The organism is Rathayibacter sp. SW19 (assembly GCF_030866825.1).
In the GTDB taxonomy this organism is placed as follows: Bacteria; Actinomycetota; Actinomycetes; order Actinomycetales; family Microbacteriaceae; genus Rathayibacter_A; species Rathayibacter_A soli.
The window spans coordinates 2,514,826-2,533,387 of record NZ_CP133020.1 but is presented as its reverse complement, the minus strand read 5'-3'; the positions used below and the strand labels follow the sequence as shown (position 1 = coordinate 2,533,387).

Here is an 18,562-nt window from a genome sequence, read left to right as displayed (position 1 = left end):
GCTGCGATGCTCGTCGCCGTATTCCTGATCGTCGCACTGGTCCTCGTGGCGTTCGGCGGCTTGATGGCAGCCGTCGATGCGGCGATCAGTGTGCAGTCTCGCGGCGACATCGCGGAATTGGCGGAGGGCGCCCGAGCGCGCCGGTCGTTGCTGGCCATCGCAGCCGATCCCGGCGCTCATTTGAATGCCGTCAGCTTCATGCGGATCATCTCCGAGACGACGGCGGCTGTTCTGGTCACACTCGCGTTCGAGATGGTGTTCGAACAGTGGTGGGTGTCGTTGCTGCTCGCTGCAGCGATCATGACGGGTGTCTCGTTCGTGCTGGTGGGAACCAGCCCGCGCAGCGTCGGTCGCGCGCACGCGAAGACGGTGCTTGCCTTGAGTGCGCCACTGGTGCATTTCGTGCGGATGCTGCTCGGCCCGATCGCGCGGGGGCTGGTGGCGCTCGGCAACAAGGTCACACCGTCGCGCGCCCGATCCGCAGTCGTAGGCTCCGAGGAACAACTGCTCAGTATCGTCGACGAGGCGACTGAACTGGATGTTCTCGAGGAGGACGACAGGGAACTCATCCACTCGATATTCGAGTTCAACGAAACCGTGGTGCGCGAGGTGATGATTCCGAGGACCGACATGGTGACCGTGGATGCTTCTGCCTCGCTCGGCGCGGCAATGGCCCTGTTTCTGAGCAAAGGCGTTTCGCGCATCCCCGTCGTAGCAGACGATGTCGACGACGTCACGGGTGTGCTCTATCTGCGGGACGTTGCGCGGTTGACATTCGAGCGGCCACTGGATGTCGAGAACGTGACGGTCGGAGAGCTCGGGCGGCCGGCGCTGTTCGTGCCTGAGTCGCAGAAGGCAGACTCGTTGCTTCGTCAGATGCAACTCGAAGCCAACCATCTCGCCATGGTCGTCGACGAATACGGCGGAATCGCGGGCCTCGTCACGCTGGAGGACCTCATCGAGGAACTTGTCGGAGACATCTCAGACGAATACGACCACGATGTTGCGTTGGTCGAGGCCATCGGCCCTGACCGCTATCGGGTCAGCGCGAGGCTGCCGGTCGACGAACTCGGTGAACTTTTCGATCTGGAACTGGACGACGACGACGTTGATTCGGTGGGCGGGCTGCTCGGCAAGGCTCTCGGGCGATTGCCTGTTCCCGGGTCGACGGCATCGACCGGCGGATTGCTCCTGACCGCAGAACGCACGGAGGGCAGGCGCAAGCGCATCAGCACGGTGCTGGTCGAACGGGACACTGCATTGATCGACGTTGATGAAGACGCAGACCCAACCCACCGCACGACTCACAAGGAGAAATAGGATGACCAGCTACCGCGCGGGATTCGTGTCGTTCGTCGGGCGACCGAACGTGGGAAAATCCACGTTGACCAACGCCCTGGTGGGGGAGAAGGTGGCGATCACCAGCTCAAAACCGCAGACCACCCGCCGGGCTATCCGCGGGATCGTGCATCAGGAGAACGGGCAGTTGATTCTGGTCGACACCCCGGGCATGCATCGGCCGCGCACACTGCTGGGGGAACGACTGAACTCATTGGTGCAGTCAACTCTCGGCGATGTCGACGTGATTGGCCTGTGCATTCCCGCCAATGAGAAGGTCGGGCCGGGAGACCGCTACATCAACGAGCAACTGAGTGCCTTCCCGCGGGCGAAGAAGGTCGCCATCGTCACGAAGATCGATGCAGCGAGTCGCACCCAGGTCGCAGAGCAGCTGCTCGCGGTTTCAGCCCTGCGCGAGTGGGAGGCGATCATTCCGATCTCCGCGACAAGCCGCATCCAATTGGATACGCTGACCGTGGAATTGATGAAGCTGCTACCGGAATCTCCGCCGCTGTATCCGGATGACACCATCACCGATGAAGGCTTGGAAGATCGGATTGCCGAATACATCAGGGAAGCGGTGCTTGAAGGTGCGCGCGAAGAGTTGCCGCACTCGCTGGCAGTGACCATCGACGACATCATCGAGCGCGAAGACAAAAGCCTGGTCGAGATCTATGCCAACCTGTTCGTCGAACGCGACAGCCAAAAGGCCATCGTGATCGGAAAAGGAGGATCCCGGCTGCGCGAGATCGGCGCAACGGCGCGTGCTCAGATCGAACCGTTGATCGGCAAACAGGTGTTCCTGTCAATCAGGGTCAAGGTTGCGAAAGACTGGCAGCGCGACCCGAAGCAACTCGGGCGGCTCGGCTTCTGAACCGGCAAAAGCTGGGCCGGCAAAAGCTGAACCGGCAAAAGCTGGGCCGGCATACATCGGGCGGATGATTTCACCGGAATCGGCGATGGCGACCGCTGCCGCATCGTACGGTGGAAGCGTGCGTGTGACGCTTTCTGCCTATCGCTGGGTGCTCGAACCGCTCGTCGCCATCGTGCTGTTCGGCGGCTGGCTGGCGTTGACCCTGCCGATCCAACCGGAAGTTCTGCTGGTGCTGGTGCTCGTGAGTGCGGCGTTGGCACTGTCTCGAGTAGCGCCGCCGGTTGCACTCGGTATCGCGTGGCTGGCGGTTGTATGGGACCGCGCGGACGTCTCCTCTCTCCCGGCTGCACTGGCATGGCCCGGCTACGTGGGGTTGATGGCGATCATTCTCGGCGTGACGGCTCACGGTGGCGCCGTGGTTCGCTGGCTGGCACTAGCATCCGCTGTGCTGATGGGTGGGCTGATCGCGGTGCTCGGGATGGAGCCTGGCCTGCCTGCTGTGCCGAGCGCTACCGGTGCGCCCGCCGTGCTTTCCGAGGCATTCGGACTTGTGCTGCGCGTCGCCGTGTTCGCAATCGGATTGGTCGTGGCGTGGCTGGTTGGTTTGCTGATCTCGCGGCAGCGCGGTCGATCGGGCACCGACGTGCCCTCGCTCCTGGTCTGGCTAGCCGTGCCGAGCGCGGCATCATCGCCGGATGCCGATGACGATCACTCGGCCCTCGTTCGTTCACTCAAGCCCGCACAGCTGACGGCCGACATCGTCGTCGCCGTCGTGTTCCTGTTCGGCTGCCTGGTGGTCGTGTCGCAGGTCGGTGCTCACGCCGTCGCGGTCGTCGTATTCGCCGCGGCGCTCGCGCTTCGCCGGCTGTCGCCTCCTGTCGCTCTCGGTCTGGTCTGGGTGGGTGCCATCGCCCAGATGCTGACGGGATCCTCAACACAGGTGAGCGACCTCGCGGTGCTCGCGGTTCTGTACGCGAGCGCGGCGTACGGCGAGTCGATCACACGGTGGGCAGGATTGGCTTCGGTCGGGCTCGGTTCGCTCGTCGCGGCCGGCTACCTCACGCTGTACTCGACCTTGGAAGTGAGCTACCGGGCCGTGGCGTTGCGGCAGGCAGGATCGCTCGCCCTGGAATTCGGGTTTCTCCTGATCACATCGCTGTCTGTTTTGGGAGTTTCGTGGCTCCTCGGGTTGCTGGCACGCACCTGGCGTCGCGCGGGAGAGGGCCGTCGCGCACTCAGGGTGGCCGAAGAGGAGGAACAGCGTGCTCGCGCGGACGTTGCCGTCGAACAGGAGCGCACAAGGATCGCTCGGGATATGCACGATGTCGTCGCGCATTCTCTCGCGGTGGTGATCGCCCAGGCGGACGGTGCGCGCTACGCCGGGCGCACCGATCCGGAATCCGTCGATGAAGCGCTGAAGCAGATCGCCACAACGGCGAGAGACGCGCTCGGGGATGTGCGTGTTCTTCTCGCGGAGCTGCGACATGACGAGCTCGCCGGACCGCAACCGGGGCTTTCCGACCTCGACCCTCTGATCGATCAGTTGACGGCCGCGGGGCTGCATGTGACACGGAGCGACAGCGGACAGGCGCGTCCGGTGGGAGCCGCTGCGCAACTGGCGCTCTTCCGCATCGCGCAGGAGGGACTGACGAACGCGCTGCGGCACGGGCGGTCGGATGGCCCGGTGATCTTGCGCTTGGACTGGCAGAGTGAGAGCGTCGACCTACACATTGAGAACGAGCTCGACGAGCATGGCAGTGCGAACGACCGCGGTCGGCCAGCTGGGGCCGACGGGCACGGCCTGCCCGGGATGCGGGAGCGTGCGTTGCTCGCGGGCGGAGCGCTGAGGGCCGCTGCCAACAGCGGCGTGTTCGTCGTTGAAGCATCGGTGCCGACAGTGCCGATGCGCGCACAGGAGGGGCTGTAAATGAGCGGCTCTCCAATCAGGGTCGGTCTGGTCGACGATCAGGTGCTGTTTCGCGCGGGGATCCGCATGCTGGTGTCCTCCCAATCCGACCTGCAATTCGTCGGTGAGGCGGGTGACGGCTTGGACGGCGTCGCCATGGTCGCCTCCGCGCACCCGGACGTCGTGCTGATGGACATCCGGATGCCCGTGATGGACGGAATCGCATCAACTCAGGCGATCTTCGCTTCGGCCACGCGGCGCTCCGTTACCGCGCCGCGGGTCATCGTGCTCACCACGTTCGATCTCGATGAAGCGGCGGCGCGCGCGATTCGCGCTGGAGCGAGCGGGTTCGTCTTGAAGGACGCAGACCCCGAGTTCCTGCTCGCCGCGATCCGTACCGTTCATTCGGGCAGCGCCGTTATCGCAGCGGGCGCCACGCGGGCGTTGTTCGAGCATTTTGCATCGAATGCGCCCGTGCCGGTGCCAGCTTCGTTCAGCGGCCTCACCGCACGCGAGCACGAGATCTTCGCGTTGGCCGCTCGGGGCCTCAGCAATGGCGAGATCGCCGCAGGCGAGTTTCTCAGTGAGGCCACCGTCAAGACGCACATCAGCCGGATTCTCGCGAAGTTGCGTCTGCGGGATCGGGTGCAGCTGGTCGTGTACGCGTTCGAGCACGGACTGGTTCGCTGACCGAGCGCGCCACGCAGATCTCATGCTCGGGATGGATGCAAGGTCACTCCTGCGCATGATTCGCGCCCCGGGGCCGCGAACCTACCGTTGAGGCATGCAGATCACGACAACAAGCCTCGGCCTCGTCGCGCGGCTCGCGCACGCCACAAAATTCTATGGAAGCGGTGAAGGGGGCGTCCTAGCGCTGAACGAATTGTCATTGGGAATCGAACGCGGACGGTTCACGGCAATCATGGGTCCAAGCGGGTCCGGAAAGTCGACTCTGATGCACATCATGGCGGGGCTGGACACTCTGACCTCCGGTCGGGCATGGCTTGGCGACACTGAGATCACCGCGCTCCGCGACTCTGAGTTGACGTTGCTGCGCCGACGTCGTGTCGGCTTCGTGTTCCAGGCGTTCAATCTGGTGCCCACTCTCGACGTGCTCACGAACATCACGCTTCCGTTCGAACTCGATGGACGCCAGCCGACTGATGGGGAGACCGCGTGGATCAATCAGCTGGTCGATTCGCTCGGACTGCGAGATCGTCTCCGGCATCGCCCGCATGAGCTCTCCGGCGGTCAACAGCAGCGTGTCGCGATTGCGCGTGCGCTCGTGACGCGCCCCGAGCTGATTTTCGCAGACGAGCCGACCGGCAACCTCGATTCCCGCAGCGGCCGTGAGGTGCTGGCCCTGCTGGCTGCTTCCTGCACGGAATATGGGCAAAGCATCGCTTTGGTCACGCACGACCCGATTGCAGCAAGCTATGCCGATCGGATCGTGTTCCTTGCCGATGGGGCGGTGGCACACGAGACAGGCAGGGCGATGCCGTCCGAGATCTCGGAGTTGATGCTGAGCTTGGAGGCCGTCGCGTGAGTGTGCGGATGGTGCGGCGCGGTCACGCCTCGAGCATCCTCGTTGCGGCGTTGAGTTCAGCATTCGGCGTCATTCTGCTGCTCGGCACCGGGGTGCTGTCGACCTCTATCGAGCGGTCGAGACTGGCAGAACATGGGTCAGTGCAGCTTGACTTGATGCTTGTTGCCGCCGTATTCATTGTGATCGCGGTTTACGTCGGCGCGTTGGTCATCACCAACACGTTCGCGACCATCGTGGCCGGTCGGGCGCGCACGCTCGCTCTCTATCGGCTGATCGGCTCGAGTTCAGTGGCGTTGCGCCGCTCTGTCGCGCGCGAAGGCCTGTTAGTCGGAGCGCTCGGTGCCGTCATCGGGGCGCTCTCGGGCATCGTGGTCGTCGTCGTCGGCGTGCGGATTCTGATCGGCATCGGATTGCTGCCTGACCTGCCGTACCCGTTCGTGACTGCGGTGATCCTGGTCCCGGCGATCGTTGTTTTGCTGACCACATGGTGGGCCGCTTGGATCGGCTCGCGCCGTGTGCTGTCGGTCAGCCCGTTGCAGGCGGTCGGGGCCAGCACTCCCGCCTCACGCGAGGACAGCACCGGCTCCCGGCTCCGTCTCGTGGTCTGCCTTGTCATGATGGGAGCGGGCTTCGCCTTGTTGGCCGCGGGCATCGTGATCGGCATGCGATCGCCGGCCGGATTACTGATCGCGCTCCTCGGCGGATTGATGTCCTTCGGCGGACTCGTTGCCGGGGCCAACCGGTTCATGCCGCCCGTTCTTCACGTCGTCGGTCGCGCTCTCGGCTCCAGTGCGCCAGCACGCCTTGCGGCAGCAAACACGCACCGGTATCCAGAGCGCAGCGCACGAACGAGCGTGGGGCTGGTCATCGGCGTAACGCTCGTCACGATGTTCTCGGTCGCCGCCCAGTGCTATCAGAATGCGATCCTCGCCTCGCAGCGCGCCGCGCCAGGACTGTATGCCGACAGCGGTGTGAACACCGTGCTCACCGTAACCGTGACGGTCTTCAGCATTCTGGTTGGATTTTCCGCACTGATCGCCGCCGTCGGCGTTGTGAACAATCTGTCGCTGAGCGTTCTGCAGCGAACGAGAGAGTTGGGCCTCCTCCGAGCGCTCGGCTTCAGCGCGCGCCAGGCGCGGATCATGATCCTTGCAGAGAGCGCACAACTGACGGTCGCATCGGTCGTCGCGGGCCTCGTACTCGGCACTGTGTACGGTTGGGCCGGCGCGCAGTCTTTACTCGGTTCACTGCCGGGAGGAGGATTGCTCGCGCCGGCAATTCCGTGGACGATGTTTCTGATCGCGGCGATCGCGGCCGCCGCGCTGGCGGTGACCGCTGCGATCGCGCCGGCGCGTCGCGCTGTATCCGTTGCCCCAGTCGCCGCGCTCGCAGCAGACTGATTCGCAAAAAGCGGACTGATTCGCAAAAAGCGGACTGATTCGCAAAAAGCGGGCCAGTCGACCTGCTTTCTGTGGTGATGGTCGCGACTTCCTGGGAGTTCGCCCCGGCTGCACTTACCGTCCGCTGTGTTCCAGGCAGGTCTTCGATAATGAGTCGTTGCCATTGGAAGGAGTGTTCGTCGTGCCAGCCTGGTTGCTCTCGGTTCACATCGATCGGGCACCGTTCCTGGTCGTGCTGTATGCGATCGCAGCAGCCTTCGTTCTGGTGCTGATCCTCAGGAAACCGACGGCGCGGTGGGTTCGGATCTCGCTCATCGGCATCCTGGTGGGGGGCACCATCGGATTCCTTGCGGGCTGGCTGACCAGCGACGTGTTCAACACCTTCGGGTTACCGCTGACGGACGTCACCAAAATGTGGGTGACGCTCGGCGGTGCCGGGATCGGTCTCGCCGTTGTCAATCTGTGGAGGTCGGGCCTGTGGCGAAAGGTCGTCGCCGTCGTCAGCGTCGGAGTATTCCTGATCACGATGGCCGCCGGCATCAATGTCGACTTCGGTGCGTATCCGAATCTGCGCGATGCGCTGTTCACGAATCCGTATCCGGCCGCAACCGCGCAACAACTCGATCAGCACGCCGGGCCGCTGCAGGAGGACCTCGCAGCGGTCTGGCAAGCACCGGCGAAGATGCCGCGCACCGGGCAGGTGCGCGCGGTCGACATTCCGGCGACGACCTCGCATTTCGCGGCTCGCAACGGCGAGGTGTATCTACCGCCTGCCGCGTTGACGAAGAATCCGCCAGCCTTGCCGGTGATCGAAATGATGTCCGGTCAGCCAGGCTTTCCCGCAGAAATGTTCACGCTTGCGCGCACTGAAGTGGTGCTGAACGCCTACGCGGCCCAACATCACGGGCTGGCGCCGATCGTGGTCGTTCCCGACCAATTGGGCAACGCTGGTCAGAATCCAATGTGCGTGAATTCGCCGCTCGGAAATTCTGCGACCTACCTCACCGTTGACGTTCCGCGTTGGATCAATAGTCACCTGCACGTCGCAAGCGGCGCATCCGCATGGGCGGTTGCCGGATTTTCGCAGGGCGCGACGTGCGCAATGCAGTTCGGGGCCGCAGACCCGAAGCTGTTCGGCTCGATTCTCAGCATTTCCGGCGAATTGGAGCCGACGATCGGCTCAGATACCGTGTCCAAAGCGTTCCATGGCTCGGTCCTCGCATACGATCAGGCGAAGCCGATGACGATCATGAAGCAGAATGCTCCGTACGTGCACTCGTATGCGATCTTCGGGGTCGGAAGCAAAGACGCAAAGTACACCGCGTTCCAGCGCACGACCATGTCAGCGGCGAATGCGGCGGGTATGACGACGCAGTGGATTTCAGCGCCGGGGTCGTCGCACGACTGGAACACGGTGCGCTACGTCCTGAAGACGGCACTGCCGACGCTTGCGGATCGAATGGGGCTGTGAGGGGTGGTCGCACTCTTCGCATCTGTGAAGATAGGGCTGTGAAGACAGGGGGATGCTGATGACGGATGCCGCCCCCGCGTCCGCCGAAACGGCGCGGATCGCTCGATTCGGCCGGTTTCTGCTGCGCCGCGTCACCGGTGAGCCGTTCACACTCGCAGTAGCACTGCTGCTGCTCGCCACGGCCCTGGCCACAGGATCGATCTTCGGCAGAGCGCCTGGTGCGATCCGTGCCTTGGCGACCGGCTATCTCCCGCTCGGACTGTGGGGACATTGGTGGAGTCCGATCACCGCCGTTTTCCTCAGCCGCGGGATCGTCGACCTCGTCGTCGTGATCGTGCTCGCGATATTGCTGATCGGCTTGGCCGAACGTGCGATGGGTACGTGGCGCACCGTGCTCGCGTTCGTTGTCACAGCGTTTGCCGGAACCGTCGTCGGCGTCTTCGCTCAGGTGCTGACCTCGAGCGGTGACGCGTTCTGGCAGCACGGCGTGCGCACGCTGCTGACCGTTGATCCGACCGTGGCGATCGCCGGAACTTTGATGGCATCCAGTGCGTTCACGACAGCCCTGGTTCGTCGACGCATCCGAGTCCTGACGGTTGTCGTTGCCCTGATGCTCGTGTTCTATTCCGGGCAACCGGCCGACCTCTATCGCGCATTCGCTGTCGCTGCCGGCTGGGGACTCGGCTTGCTGCTTCGCCCGCCGGCCCGAGTGCGCGGCTGGGTGCGCAGTTCGCACCACGAGGTCCGGGTGCTGATGGCGTCCGTCGTCGCGGTGACAGCCGTCGGGCCGGCGATTGCCTTGTTCACGCGTTCTCGGCTCGGGCTGCTTGCGCCCGTCGCGCTGCTGATGAACAGTGGAGGATCCGGCACGGAGTCCCCGCTCGACGACTGCAGGGCATTAGCCGTCAGCAGTGTGTGCGTTCACAACATCACTCTGGAGCGGATCACCGGCGCGGGCCCCGTCATCCTTTCCATCTTGCCCCTGCTCACGCTGTTGCTGGTTGCGTTCGGTCTCTTGCTGGGGCGCCGATTCGCCGTCTGGCTCGGAATTGCGATGAACGGTGGCGAGGCGCTCCTTGCCGCCTACTATTTTGGATTCCTGCCCCGCTCCGGGTTGCCATACGTGGTGCCCAGCCTCAACGCGCACTATTGGGGCTTGACGCTGTCTCTGACCGCCACTGTAGCGATTCCTGCCGCCATCGCCGTATTGCTCGTGGTATTTCGGCGCAACTTCACCGTGCTTCCTTCACGTCGCAGCATTGCTCGGTATCTCGTGACCGTAGCCGGTGGCGCCGTCGCACTGGCAGCCATCTATGTCGGCGCCGGCTGGTCACTGCGGAACACCGGCTTCAGTCGACCGCTCACGCTTTTCGATCTGTTGGCCGATGTCGTAGAGCGCTTCCTCCCCGTGGCCTTCCTGCATCGAGAGGTTCCCAATTTCCTTCCCACAACACCGGCCGGTTGGCTCGCGTATCACGGCGTCGGGCCGGCCTTGTGGCTGGTGATCTTCCTCGCGTCGATCGGGCCGTTGGTGGGTCGCGCACAGGGCGCGCGCGGCGGTGATGCAGTGCGCGCACGCAGCCTGTTGGCATCGGCCGGCGGCGACGCGCTCTCATTCATGACGACCTGGGCCGGCAACTCGTACTGGTTCGATCCGGCCGGCGCCGGTGCCGTGGCATACCGCGTGCGCGGCGGGATCGCCGTGACGACCGGTGGCCCATTCGGAACGACACAGCCGGATGCTGAACTCATAGGCAGGTTCGCACGCTTCTGTGACGACAACGGCTGGGTTCCCGTGTTCTACAGCGTCGATGCAGAGCTGCAGCCGATTTTCCGCTCAATGGGATGGGGCACTCTCGTCGTTGCCGAAGAAGCAGTGGTGATCCCTGCGGAGTGGAGCACGACAGGCAAGAGCATGCAAGACATCCGCACCTCGATCAACCGTGCTTCACGCGCGGGTTTGCGCGCTGAATGGACGCACTACGCGCAGTTGCCGCTGGGCGTTTCCACGCAACTCGCAGAAATTTCCGAGGAATGGATCGCCGAGAAACAACTGCCCGAGATGGGCTTCACTCTCGGTGGGCTTGACGAGTTGCGCGACCAGGATGTCGCTCTGATGCTCGCCATCGACGAAGAAGGCATCGTGCAGGGCGTTACCAGTTGGCTGCCGTCATTCCGGTCCGGGGAGATTGTCGGCTGGACCCTGGACTTCATGCGACGTCGCTCAGGCGGAATGAACGGGGTCATGGAGTTCCTGATCGCTCAGGCCGCTGAGCGGATGCGCGAGCACGGCACAACGTTTATGAGTCTGTCTGCCGCACCACTTGCGCACTCGCTCTCGCCGGCAGACGGCACGGGAGGCGCAACCGATCGTTTTCTCGGCACGCTGAGCGGCGCTCTGGAGCCCGTCTATGGGTTCCGCTCCCTGCTGCGCTTCAAGAGGAAGTTCCATCCGCAACTGCGCCCGCTTCTAATGGCGTATCCAGACCCGATCGCCCTGCCGCGAATCGGACTCGCACTCGTTCGCTCCTATCTTCCCGGGCTCAGTGTCCGTCAGGCCGCGCGCCTGCTGCGCTCGTAGGTAGTCACGGCCGGTGGTATGCGCACACCTGCACATGGTGTTATTGTCGAACTGTGTTCCACGGTGTGCTCCTCCTTAGCTGCCGCGACGGGTCCTAACCTCCAGGCCTCCCTCGTCGCGGAGTTCGGTCGTGGCCTGTTAAACAGTGGCCTGTCAAACGGTGGCCTATCAAACGGTGGCCTGTTAGACAGCGGCCCAAACGACAGCAGCATTCACGAGGAGATTCGAACACCATGAAGAACACTCAGGCGCCGAGCGCCATGCCGATTCATAAGTATCGGCCGTACCACGAGCAGATCACCGTCAATCTGCCCGATCGCACCTGGCCGGACAACCGCATCACGGTTGCGCCGCGCTGGTGCGCCGTCGACCTGCGCGACGGCAACCAGGCTCTGATCGACCCGATGAGTCCAGAACGCAAGCGGATCATGTTCGACCTGCTGGTCTCGATGGGTTACAAGGAGATCGAGGTCGGATTTCCGAGCGCATCGCAGACCGACTTCGACTTCGTGCGCAGCCTCATCGAGACGAATTCGATTCCGGATGACGTGACTATCCAGGTGCTCACGCAGGCGCGCGATCATCTGATCAAACGCACTTATGAGTCGATCGCGGGCGCGAAGCAGGCCATCGTGCACCTGTACAACTCGACGAGCGTTCTTCAGCGTGATGTCGTTTTCCGTACGGACAAGCAGGGCATCGTCGACATCGCTCTGCACGGCGCGCGCATCTGCCGGGAGATGGAGGCAATCGTTCCCGGAACGACTGTCTACTACGAGTATTCGCCGGAGAGTTACACCGGCACCGAGTTGGAATTCGCTGCCGACATCTGCAACCAAGTTCTCGAGATCTTCGAACCGACCCCGGAACGCAAGGTCATCATCAACCTGCCCTCGACAGTGGAGATGGCCAGCCCGAACATTTACGCCGACTCGATCGAGTGGATGTCGCGGCACCTGAACCACCGCGAGAACGTCATCCTGTCGCTGCATCCGCACAATGATCGCGGCACAGCGATTGCTGCTGCCGAGCTGGGCTATCTCGCAGGCGCCGACAGGATCGAAGGCTGCCTGTTCGGTAACGGAGAGCGCACCGGCAACGTCGACCTGGTGGCGCTTGGGATCAACCTGTTCACGCAGGGCATCGACCCGCAAATCGATTTCTCAGATATCGACCACGTCAAGCGCACCGCGGAATACTGCAACCAGCTGCCAGTGCATGAGCGCAGCCCGTGGGCAGGAGACCTCGTGTTCACTGCTTTCAGCGGATCGCACCAAGACGCGATCAAGAAGGGGTTCGAGGCCATGGCGGCCGATGCCGCCGAGCAGGGCAAAGACGTGAACGAACTGCTCTGGGCTGTGCCATACCTGCCCGTCGACCCGAAAGACCTCGGGCGCAGCTACGAAGCGGTGATCCGGGTGAACTCGCAGTCCGGCAAGGGTGGCGTCGCCTACCTGCTGAAGAACGATCACGCCCTTGACCTGCCGCGCCGACTGCAAATCGAATTCTCTTCCGTCGTGCAGGCCAAGACCGATGAGGACGGTGGCGAACTCACGAGCCAGCAGATCTGGGAGATCTTCCAGGACGAGTATCTGCCGGCAGCCGACCACAAAGTCGACGAAAAGTGGGGGCGTTTCGAGGTGACCGGCGCATCGACATCGAGCGACGCATCCGGAATGGTGTCGTTGTCCATACAGCTGCGGCACGCAGACATCATCGAACACGCTGAGGCAATCGGCAACGGCCCGATTAACGCGTTCCTGCAGATCCTCGCAGACAAAGGGTTCGAGATCGAGCTGTACGATTACGTGCAGCACACGCTGTCGCAGGGTGGCGACGCGCAGGCGGCCGCCTATGTCGAGTTGCAGGTCGGCGACCAGCGGCTGTGGGGCGTCGGCATCGATGCGGACACGTCATCCGCATCGTTCAAGGCGATCATCTCTGCGGTCAACCGTGCGGTGCGTTCCCATGCGGCAGACGGGGCATTGGTGAAAGCCTGATCCGTTCGTGCAGGGCTGCGCATTCGTGCAGGCCGTCGCGCTCTCGGCCGAATCACGTGCTGCACGCGGGATAATTGCCCGGTGCCTGTCTATCGTGATGAAGCCGTCGTGCTGCGAACGCACAAGCTGGGTGAGGCCGACCGCATCGTCACCCTGTTGACCCGGCGGCACGGCAAGGTGCGGGCGGTCGCCAAGGGCGTGCGCCGCACCGCGTCGAAGTTCGGCGCGCGTCTCGAGCCGTTCATGGTCGCGGATGTGCAACTGTACGAGGGCAGGAGCCTCGACACCATCACACAGGCCGAGTCTCTCGGGTCGTACGGAGCGCTCATCGCGGACGACTACCCGAGCTACACTGCGGCGAATGCGATGGTGGAGGCGGCGGACCGGCTGACTGAGGCGGAGGGTTCCGTGCAGCAGTACATCCTGCTCGTCGGTGCGTTGCGCTCGCTCGCCCGGCGTGAGCACGCCTCGACGATGACGCTGGATTCCTATCTTCTGCGCGCTTTGTCCGTAGCAGGCTGGGCGCCGAGCTTCATCGACTGCTCGCGCTGCGGCACGCCCGGCCCACACGACAGCATCGTGGTGCAGCTCGGCGGGGTGGTCTGCGGCCAGTGCGCTCCAACCGGCGCGCCCCGCGTGGACGCGCCGACCATCGCCCTTCTCGGCGCACTGCTGGCCGGAGAATGGGACGTCGTCGACGCGGCAGACGACTCGACCAGATCGAAGGCCAGCGGCGTCGTTGCCGCATACACGCAATGGCATCTGGAGCGCGGCTTGCGTTCACTCGCCCATGTGGCGCGGGAGAACCGGATGGGAGCCCCTGCGTGAGTCCGAAGCCATACACGCACAAGGATGCTGTGCCGTTCCGGCCGGTCGACTGGACGGGTCTCTACCCGCCGAAGCTGCCGGCATCCGCAGTGCCGGATCACGTCGCACTGGTCATGGACGGCAATGGACGGTGGGCGAACAAACGGGGCCTCGCGCGGATCGAGGGGCACAGGGCCGGTGAGGCCTCTCTGCTCGACGTGGTCGCGGGAGCTATTCAACTCGGCGTCAAACACCTGAGCGTCTATGCCTTCTCGACGGAGAACTGGCGTCGTTCTCCCGATGAAGTCCGCTTTCTGATGGGGTTCAACCGAGAGGTTCTGCATCGTCGGCGGGATCAGCTGAACGAGTGGGGGGTGCGCGTGCGCTGGGCCGGCCGGAGGCCGCGACTGTGGGCATCCGTCATCAAAGAATTGCAATTCGCCGAGCAGCTCACCGCGCGCAATTCCGTGCTCACCCTCACGATGTGCGTCAACTACGGCGGGCGAACCGAGATTGCGGATGCGGTGCGTGCGATCGCTGCGGATGTCGCGGCCGGCCGCATCCGGCCCGGTGCGATCTCCGAGAAAACGATTCAGAAGCACCTGTATGCGCCGGAACTTCCGGATGTCGACCTGTTCGTGCGCAGTTCGGGGGAGCAGCGCACCAGCAACTTCATGCTCTGGCAGAGCGCGTACGCCGAAATGGTGTTCCTCGACACGCTGTGGCCCGACTTCACGCGGGAGCAGCTCTGGGAGGCCGTCGAACTCTACGCGGCACGTAACCGCCGGTTCGGCGGGGCCGTCGACACGCCCGATGCGGCGCTTTGAGATCGGGAATACGCCATCGGCCGGCACGGTTACCGCAACCATGAGTGAACCCATCAAGGTAGACATCTGGTCGGACATCGCGTGCCCGTGGTGCTACATCGGCAAACGCAAGTTCGAGGCCGGGAGCGGTCTGTTCGTCGGTGCCGGCGAAGATCGCGCCGTGGAGATCGAGTACCACAGCTACGAGTTGTCACCGGACACTCCTGTCGATTTTGACGGCAGCGAGCTCGACTTTCTTGCTGGACACAAAGGCATGCAACCTGACCAAGTCGGTGAGATGCTCGAGCGGGTCAGTGGGATCGCGAAGCAGGTGGGGCTCGACTACGATTTCGACGCGCTCAAGCACACGAACACAGTGAAGGCCCACGAACTCATCCACTATGCGAAAGCGCACGGACGGCAACTGGCAGCCACCGAGCGACTGATGAAGGCGTACTTCATCGAGGGCGGGCACGTCGGTCGGGTCGAGGACCTGGCCGACCTGGCTGCCGAGATCGGGCTGGACCGCGCGGATGTTGTGCGTTCGCTGACCGAGGAGGAGTACCTGACCGACGTGCGTGCTGATCAAGCCTTGGCACGTGAGTACGGCATCCAGGGCGTTCCGTTCTTCGTCGTCGACGGCAAGTACGGTGTGTCCGGAGCGCAAGAGGCTGCGACCTTCTCCCAGGTGCTCGAGCAAGTTTGGACGGAGCGCGCCGACGACGGCGAAGCAGCAGAGGAGGTGTCGGCGTGAGCGGCCCGCTGAAGCAGCTTGGCGACCCAGACGCACTGGTCTGCGAAGGCGGCGTCTGCCTGATTCCAGGCGCAACCGGCGACAGCTACTCCGGATCGGTGATGTCCGCGACGACCGCGTCGAACGCAGACACCAGCGCATCCGCGTCGACGAAGACGCTGTAGCCGTGCTCGCCGGCTCCCATCGCGATCTCTTGGCCGAGAATTGACGTGTCGGCGTACACCGGCCAGGGCGTGCTGCTGCCCAGTGGGGTGATTGTTCCTCGTTCGTAGCCGGTAGCTTGCTTGGCGAGCGCGGCATCCGGCATCGTCAGTTTGTTGACCCCGACGAGCGCCCTCAACCTCGGCCAGGAGATCTTGCGGCCGCCGGGCACCAGAGCGAACAAATAGTCGCCGTCGTGCCGCTTGACCACGAGGGTCTTGACGATGCCCTCCGGCAGGATGCCGAGCAGCGCGGCCGCTTCTTGCAGGGAATTCGCGGCGGGTCTGGGCACGACGCGAACGGTGAGGTTGCGGTCCGCGGCATCCGCGAGCATGCGTGCGCGGCCCGCGGGTTCCCGGTCAGTCATTCGCCGGCTGATTCATGTGACGCTCCATAATCTGGGAGAATTGTGCTCTGATGACTCTTACCGCAACGATAACCCCCACGCAATTGGCCATTGGGCCACTGCGACTCGATGTGCCCGTTGTGCTGGCGCCGATGGCGGGAATCACCAATACCGCGTTCCGGCTGCTCTGCCGCGAATACGGAGCGGGCCTGTATGTCAGTGAGATGATCACCTCACGTGCGCTGGTCGAACGAACGCCCGAATCGATGCGACTCATCGCCCACGATCCCAGTGAAACCCTTCGCTCGATTCAGCTGTACGGCGTGGACCCGACAACCGTGCGCGAGGCCGTCACAATGCTGGTCGCAGAAGACCGCGCCGATCACATCGATCTCAACTTCGGCTGCCCTGTGCCCAAAGTGACTCGCAAGGGTGGAGGGGCCGCGCTGCCGTGGAAGCTCGATCTGTTCGGCGACATCGTGCGGGCTGCGGTGCGAGCGGCAGGCGACATCCCGCTCACGATCAAGATGCGCAAGGGTATCGACACCGATCATCTGACCTACCTGGAGGCAGGGCGGATCGCGGAAGACGCCGGCGTCGCATCCATCGCACTGCACGCCCGCACTGCTGCAGAGTTCTATTCCGGGCACGCCGACTGGTCGGCGATCGCACGCCTGAAGGAGACCATCTCCAGCGTGCCGGTGCTCGGCAACGGAGACATCTGGTCGAGCGCAGACGCGTTGCGGATGGTCGACGAGACCGGGTGCGACGGCGTCGTCGTCGGGCGCGGATGCCTCGGCCGGCCGTGGCTGTTCGGCGACCTGTCCGCGGCCTTCCGCACCCGAGCCGGGGAGCTCGATCCCGCATTCGCGGCTGCGGCGCAGGCGCACCCGTCGCTCGGGCAGGTCGCTTCCGCGTTCCGCAGGCACGCTGAGCTGCTCGTCGACTTCTTCGAGAGCGAGGAACGCGGGTGCCGCGACATTCGCAAGCACGTTGCCTGGTACTTCAAGGGTTACCCGGTCGGTGGCGAGTTGCGTTCACAGCTGGCGCGCGTCGAAACCCTGGCCCAGCTGGATCAACTTCTGTCCACGCTGGACGCTGGACTGCCGTATCCGGGTGACGGGGCCGAAGGCCCGCGCGGCCGCGCAGGTACCCCGAAGCATCCGGCACTCCCGGAAAACTGGCTTGTCAGTCGAACTATTGCCGCAGCACAGCGTTCCGACGTTGCCGCAGCAGAGGTCCACAACAGTGGCGGATAACACGTCAAAGTATCAAGCGCACGACACAGAGCGCTGGCTTGCCGAACAGCACTCGAGCCGCAGGAGCGACTTCGCGCGTGACAGGGCGCGGATGCTGCATTCCAGTGCCCTGCGTCGCCTCGCAGCCAAAACCCAGGTGCTCAGCCCGACGGCAGGTCTCGACTTCGCCCGCAACCGTCTGACGCACTCGCTGGAGGTCGCACAAGTCGGCCGTGAACTGGCCGCGAGTCTGGGCCTGGACCCCGACGTCGTCGACACCGCGTGTCTGGCGCACGACATCGGGCATCCGCCTTTCGGGCACAATGGCGAGCGAGCGCTGAGCGAGTGGTCACGGGATATCGGCGGGTTCGAGGGGAATGCTCAAACCCTGCGACTGCTCACCCGGCTGGAACCAAAGGTCTTCGGCGCGGACGGTCAGGCGTATGGACTCAATCTGACCAGGGCGAGCCTGGACGCGAGCTGCAAGTACCCGTGGCCTGCCAGTCAATCGATCGCTGATCCGAGCGGACGAGCGAAGTTCGGCTTCTACGCAGACGACGAACTGGCCTTCGAGTGGCTCCGGGCCGGCGCCCCCGATCGCGTGCGCTGCATCGAGGCGCAGGTCATGGACCTCTCCGACGACATCGCCTACTCGGTGCATGACTTCGAAGACGCCATAGTGAACGGATACATCGACGTCGCCTCCCTCAGCGACAAGTCCGATCATGACGCACTCGTCGATTCGATGTACGAGTGGATCGGCGGTGAGGTCGCTCACGCGGAGCTGATCGAGGCGTTCGATCGACTCGAGGCGCTTCCCGGTTGGCTGCACACGTGGGACGGATCACGAATCGCCCAGGGGCGACTGAAGAACCTCACCAGCCAGCTGATCGGCCGATTCGCGGGCGCGGCGACCAAGGCGACCAGGGCAGCGCACCCGCAGGACAATCTGATCCGCTTCGCTGCGAGCGTCGTTGTTCCCGATGGGATCCAGGCGGAAATCGCGGTGCTCAAGGGAATCGTCGCGGCTTTTGTCATGTCCAAGAACACCCGGCAGCCGATCTACAGCCGCCAGCGGTTGATGCTCACCGTGCTGGCTGACGTCTTGCTCGAGCGTGGACCAGAGGCACTCGATCATGGTTTCGCGGACGACTGGGAGGCCGCGACAGACGATTCCGCTCGTAAGCGTGTTGTTGTGGATCAGGTGGCCAGCCTGACAGACCAGTCGGCGATCTCCTGGTACGAGCGGTTCAGCAGGTAGCCCTCCGCTGCAAACTCGGCGGGCAGTCCACGT

15 protein-coding genes are annotated in these 18,562 nt (G+C 63.9%); 14 read left to right on the top strand and 1 reads right to left on the bottom strand.

Annotated elements, in window-relative coordinates:
• The first annotated feature begins 6 nt into the window (after nucleotides 1-6).
• The 12 genes from QU604_RS11710 to QU604_RS11655 all read left to right on the top strand — a co-directional run bounded on the left by QU604_RS11710 (nucleotide 7) and on the right by QU604_RS11655 (nucleotide 15,483).
• Complete coding sequence (locus QU604_RS11710) at nucleotides 7-1,320, top strand: hemolysin family protein (RefSeq protein WP_308464812.1); 1,314 nt, start codon at nucleotides 7-9, stop codon at nucleotides 1,318-1,320.
• A gap of 1 nt (nucleotide 1,321) precedes the next feature.
• The gene (era, locus tag QU604_RS11705) at nucleotides 1,322-2,212 is read left to right on the top strand and encodes a GTPase Era (protein ID WP_308464811.1); all 891 of its coding nucleotides are present in this window, start codon (nucleotides 1,322-1,324) and stop codon (nucleotides 2,210-2,212) included.
• 64 nt (nucleotides 2,213-2,276) lie between these two features.
• Nucleotides 2,277-4,139 (top strand): sensor histidine kinase, encoded by a 1,863-nt coding sequence (locus tag QU604_RS11700; RefSeq protein ID WP_308464810.1) that lies wholly within the window; start codon nucleotides 2,277-2,279, stop codon nucleotides 4,137-4,139.
• Entirely contained in the window at nucleotides 4,140-4,808 is a 669-nt protein-coding gene (locus tag QU604_RS11695; RefSeq protein ID WP_308464809.1) for a response regulator, read from the top strand.
• Nucleotides 4,809-4,902: 94 nt separating this feature from the next.
• Complete coding sequence (locus QU604_RS11690; RefSeq protein WP_308464808.1) at nucleotides 4,903-5,664, top strand: ABC transporter ATP-binding protein; 762 nt, start codon at nucleotides 4,903-4,905, stop codon at nucleotides 5,662-5,664.
• A complete protein-coding gene (locus QU604_RS11685) occupies nucleotides 5,661-7,064 on the top strand; it encodes an ABC transporter permease (RefSeq protein ID WP_308464807.1) in 1,404 nt (467 codons plus the stop codon). Before QU604_RS11690 ends, QU604_RS11685 begins: the two co-directional genes overlap by 4 nt.
• Nucleotides 7,065-7,245: 181 nt before the next feature.
• Nucleotides 7,246-8,535, top strand: a complete 1,290-nt coding sequence (locus tag QU604_RS11680) for an alpha/beta hydrolase (RefSeq protein WP_308464806.1) — start codon at nucleotides 7,246-7,248, stop codon at nucleotides 8,533-8,535.
• A 58-nt stretch (nucleotides 8,536-8,593) separates the two neighbouring features.
• Nucleotides 8,594-11,116 carry an MprF family protein gene (locus QU604_RS11675; RefSeq protein WP_308464805.1) on the top strand — a complete coding sequence of 841 codons (2,523 nt, stop codon included), beginning with the start codon at nucleotides 8,594-8,596 and terminating at the stop codon, nucleotides 11,114-11,116.
• 233 nt (nucleotides 11,117-11,349) lie between these two features.
• Nucleotides 11,350-13,116, top strand: coding sequence for a 2-isopropylmalate synthase (gene leuA / locus QU604_RS11670; RefSeq protein ID WP_308464804.1), 1,767 nt, complete (start codon nucleotides 11,350-11,352; stop codon nucleotides 13,114-13,116).
• Between the two features lie 81 nt (nucleotides 13,117-13,197).
• Nucleotides 13,198-13,944: a DNA repair protein RecO gene (recO, locus tag QU604_RS11665; protein ID WP_308464802.1), complete on the top strand. Its 747-nt coding sequence runs from the start codon at nucleotides 13,198-13,200 to the stop codon at nucleotides 13,942-13,944.
• Nucleotides 13,941-14,750 (top strand): isoprenyl transferase, encoded by an 810-nt coding sequence (locus QU604_RS11660; protein WP_308464801.1) that lies wholly within the window; start codon nucleotides 13,941-13,943, stop codon nucleotides 14,748-14,750. Before recO ends, QU604_RS11660 begins: the two co-directional genes overlap by 4 nt.
• A 40-nt stretch (nucleotides 14,751-14,790) precedes the next feature.
• Nucleotides 14,791-15,483 (top strand): DsbA family oxidoreductase, encoded by a 693-nt coding sequence (locus QU604_RS11655; protein ID WP_308464800.1) that lies wholly within the window; start codon nucleotides 14,791-14,793, stop codon nucleotides 15,481-15,483.
• Nucleotides 15,484-15,568: 85 nt separating this feature from the next.
• On the opposite strand, the gene QU604_RS11650 is transcribed toward QU604_RS11655, so the two are convergent.
• Complete coding sequence (locus QU604_RS11650) at nucleotides 15,569-16,051, bottom strand: aminoacyl-tRNA deacylase (protein ID WP_308464799.1); 483 nt, start codon at nucleotides 16,049-16,051, stop codon at nucleotides 15,569-15,571.
• Between the two features lie 50 nt (nucleotides 16,052-16,101).
• Between QU604_RS11650 and dusB the strand changes: the two genes are divergently transcribed.
• The gene (gene dusB, locus QU604_RS11645; protein WP_308464798.1) at nucleotides 16,102-17,289 is read left to right on the top strand and encodes a tRNA dihydrouridine synthase DusB; all 1,188 of its coding nucleotides are present in this window, start codon (nucleotides 16,102-16,104) and stop codon (nucleotides 17,287-17,289) included.
• Entirely contained in the window at nucleotides 17,279-18,529 is a 1,251-nt protein-coding gene (locus tag QU604_RS11640) for a deoxyguanosinetriphosphate triphosphohydrolase (protein ID WP_308464797.1), read from the top strand. Before dusB ends, QU604_RS11640 begins: the two co-directional genes overlap by 11 nt.
• Nucleotides 18,530-18,562 lie beyond the last annotated feature (33 nt).

Excerpts from the sequence above, each read along its gene's own strand:
- QU604_RS11675 (WP_308464805.1), top strand. The coding sequence starts at position 8,594 with ATGACGGATGCCGCCCCCGCGTCCGCCGAAACGGCGCGGATCGCTCGA.
- QU604_RS11650 (WP_308464799.1), bottom strand. The coding sequence starts at position 16,051 with ATGACTGACCGGGAACCCGCGGGCCGCGCACGCATGCTCGCGGATGCC.
- QU604_RS11700 (WP_308464810.1), top strand. The coding sequence starts at position 2,277 with ATGATTTCACCGGAATCGGCGATGGCGACCGCTGCCGCATCGTACGGT.
- QU604_RS11655 (WP_308464800.1), top strand. The coding sequence starts at position 14,791 with ATGAGTGAACCCATCAAGGTAGACATCTGGTCGGACATCGCGTGCCCG.
- era (WP_308464811.1), top strand. The coding sequence starts at position 1,322 with ATGACCAGCTACCGCGCGGGATTCGTGTCGTTCGTCGGGCGACCGAAC.
- dusB (WP_308464798.1), top strand. The coding sequence starts at position 16,102 with ATGACTCTTACCGCAACGATAACCCCCACGCAATTGGCCATTGGGCCA.
- QU604_RS11710 (WP_308464812.1), top strand. The coding sequence starts at position 7 with ATGCTCGTCGCCGTATTCCTGATCGTCGCACTGGTCCTCGTGGCGTTC.
- leuA (WP_308464804.1), top strand. The coding sequence starts at position 11,350 with ATGAAGAACACTCAGGCGCCGAGCGCCATGCCGATTCATAAGTATCGG.
- QU604_RS11695 (WP_308464809.1), top strand. The coding sequence starts at position 4,140 with ATGAGCGGCTCTCCAATCAGGGTCGGTCTGGTCGACGATCAGGTGCTG.
- QU604_RS11690 (WP_308464808.1), top strand. The coding sequence starts at position 4,903 with ATGCAGATCACGACAACAAGCCTCGGCCTCGTCGCGCGGCTCGCGCAC.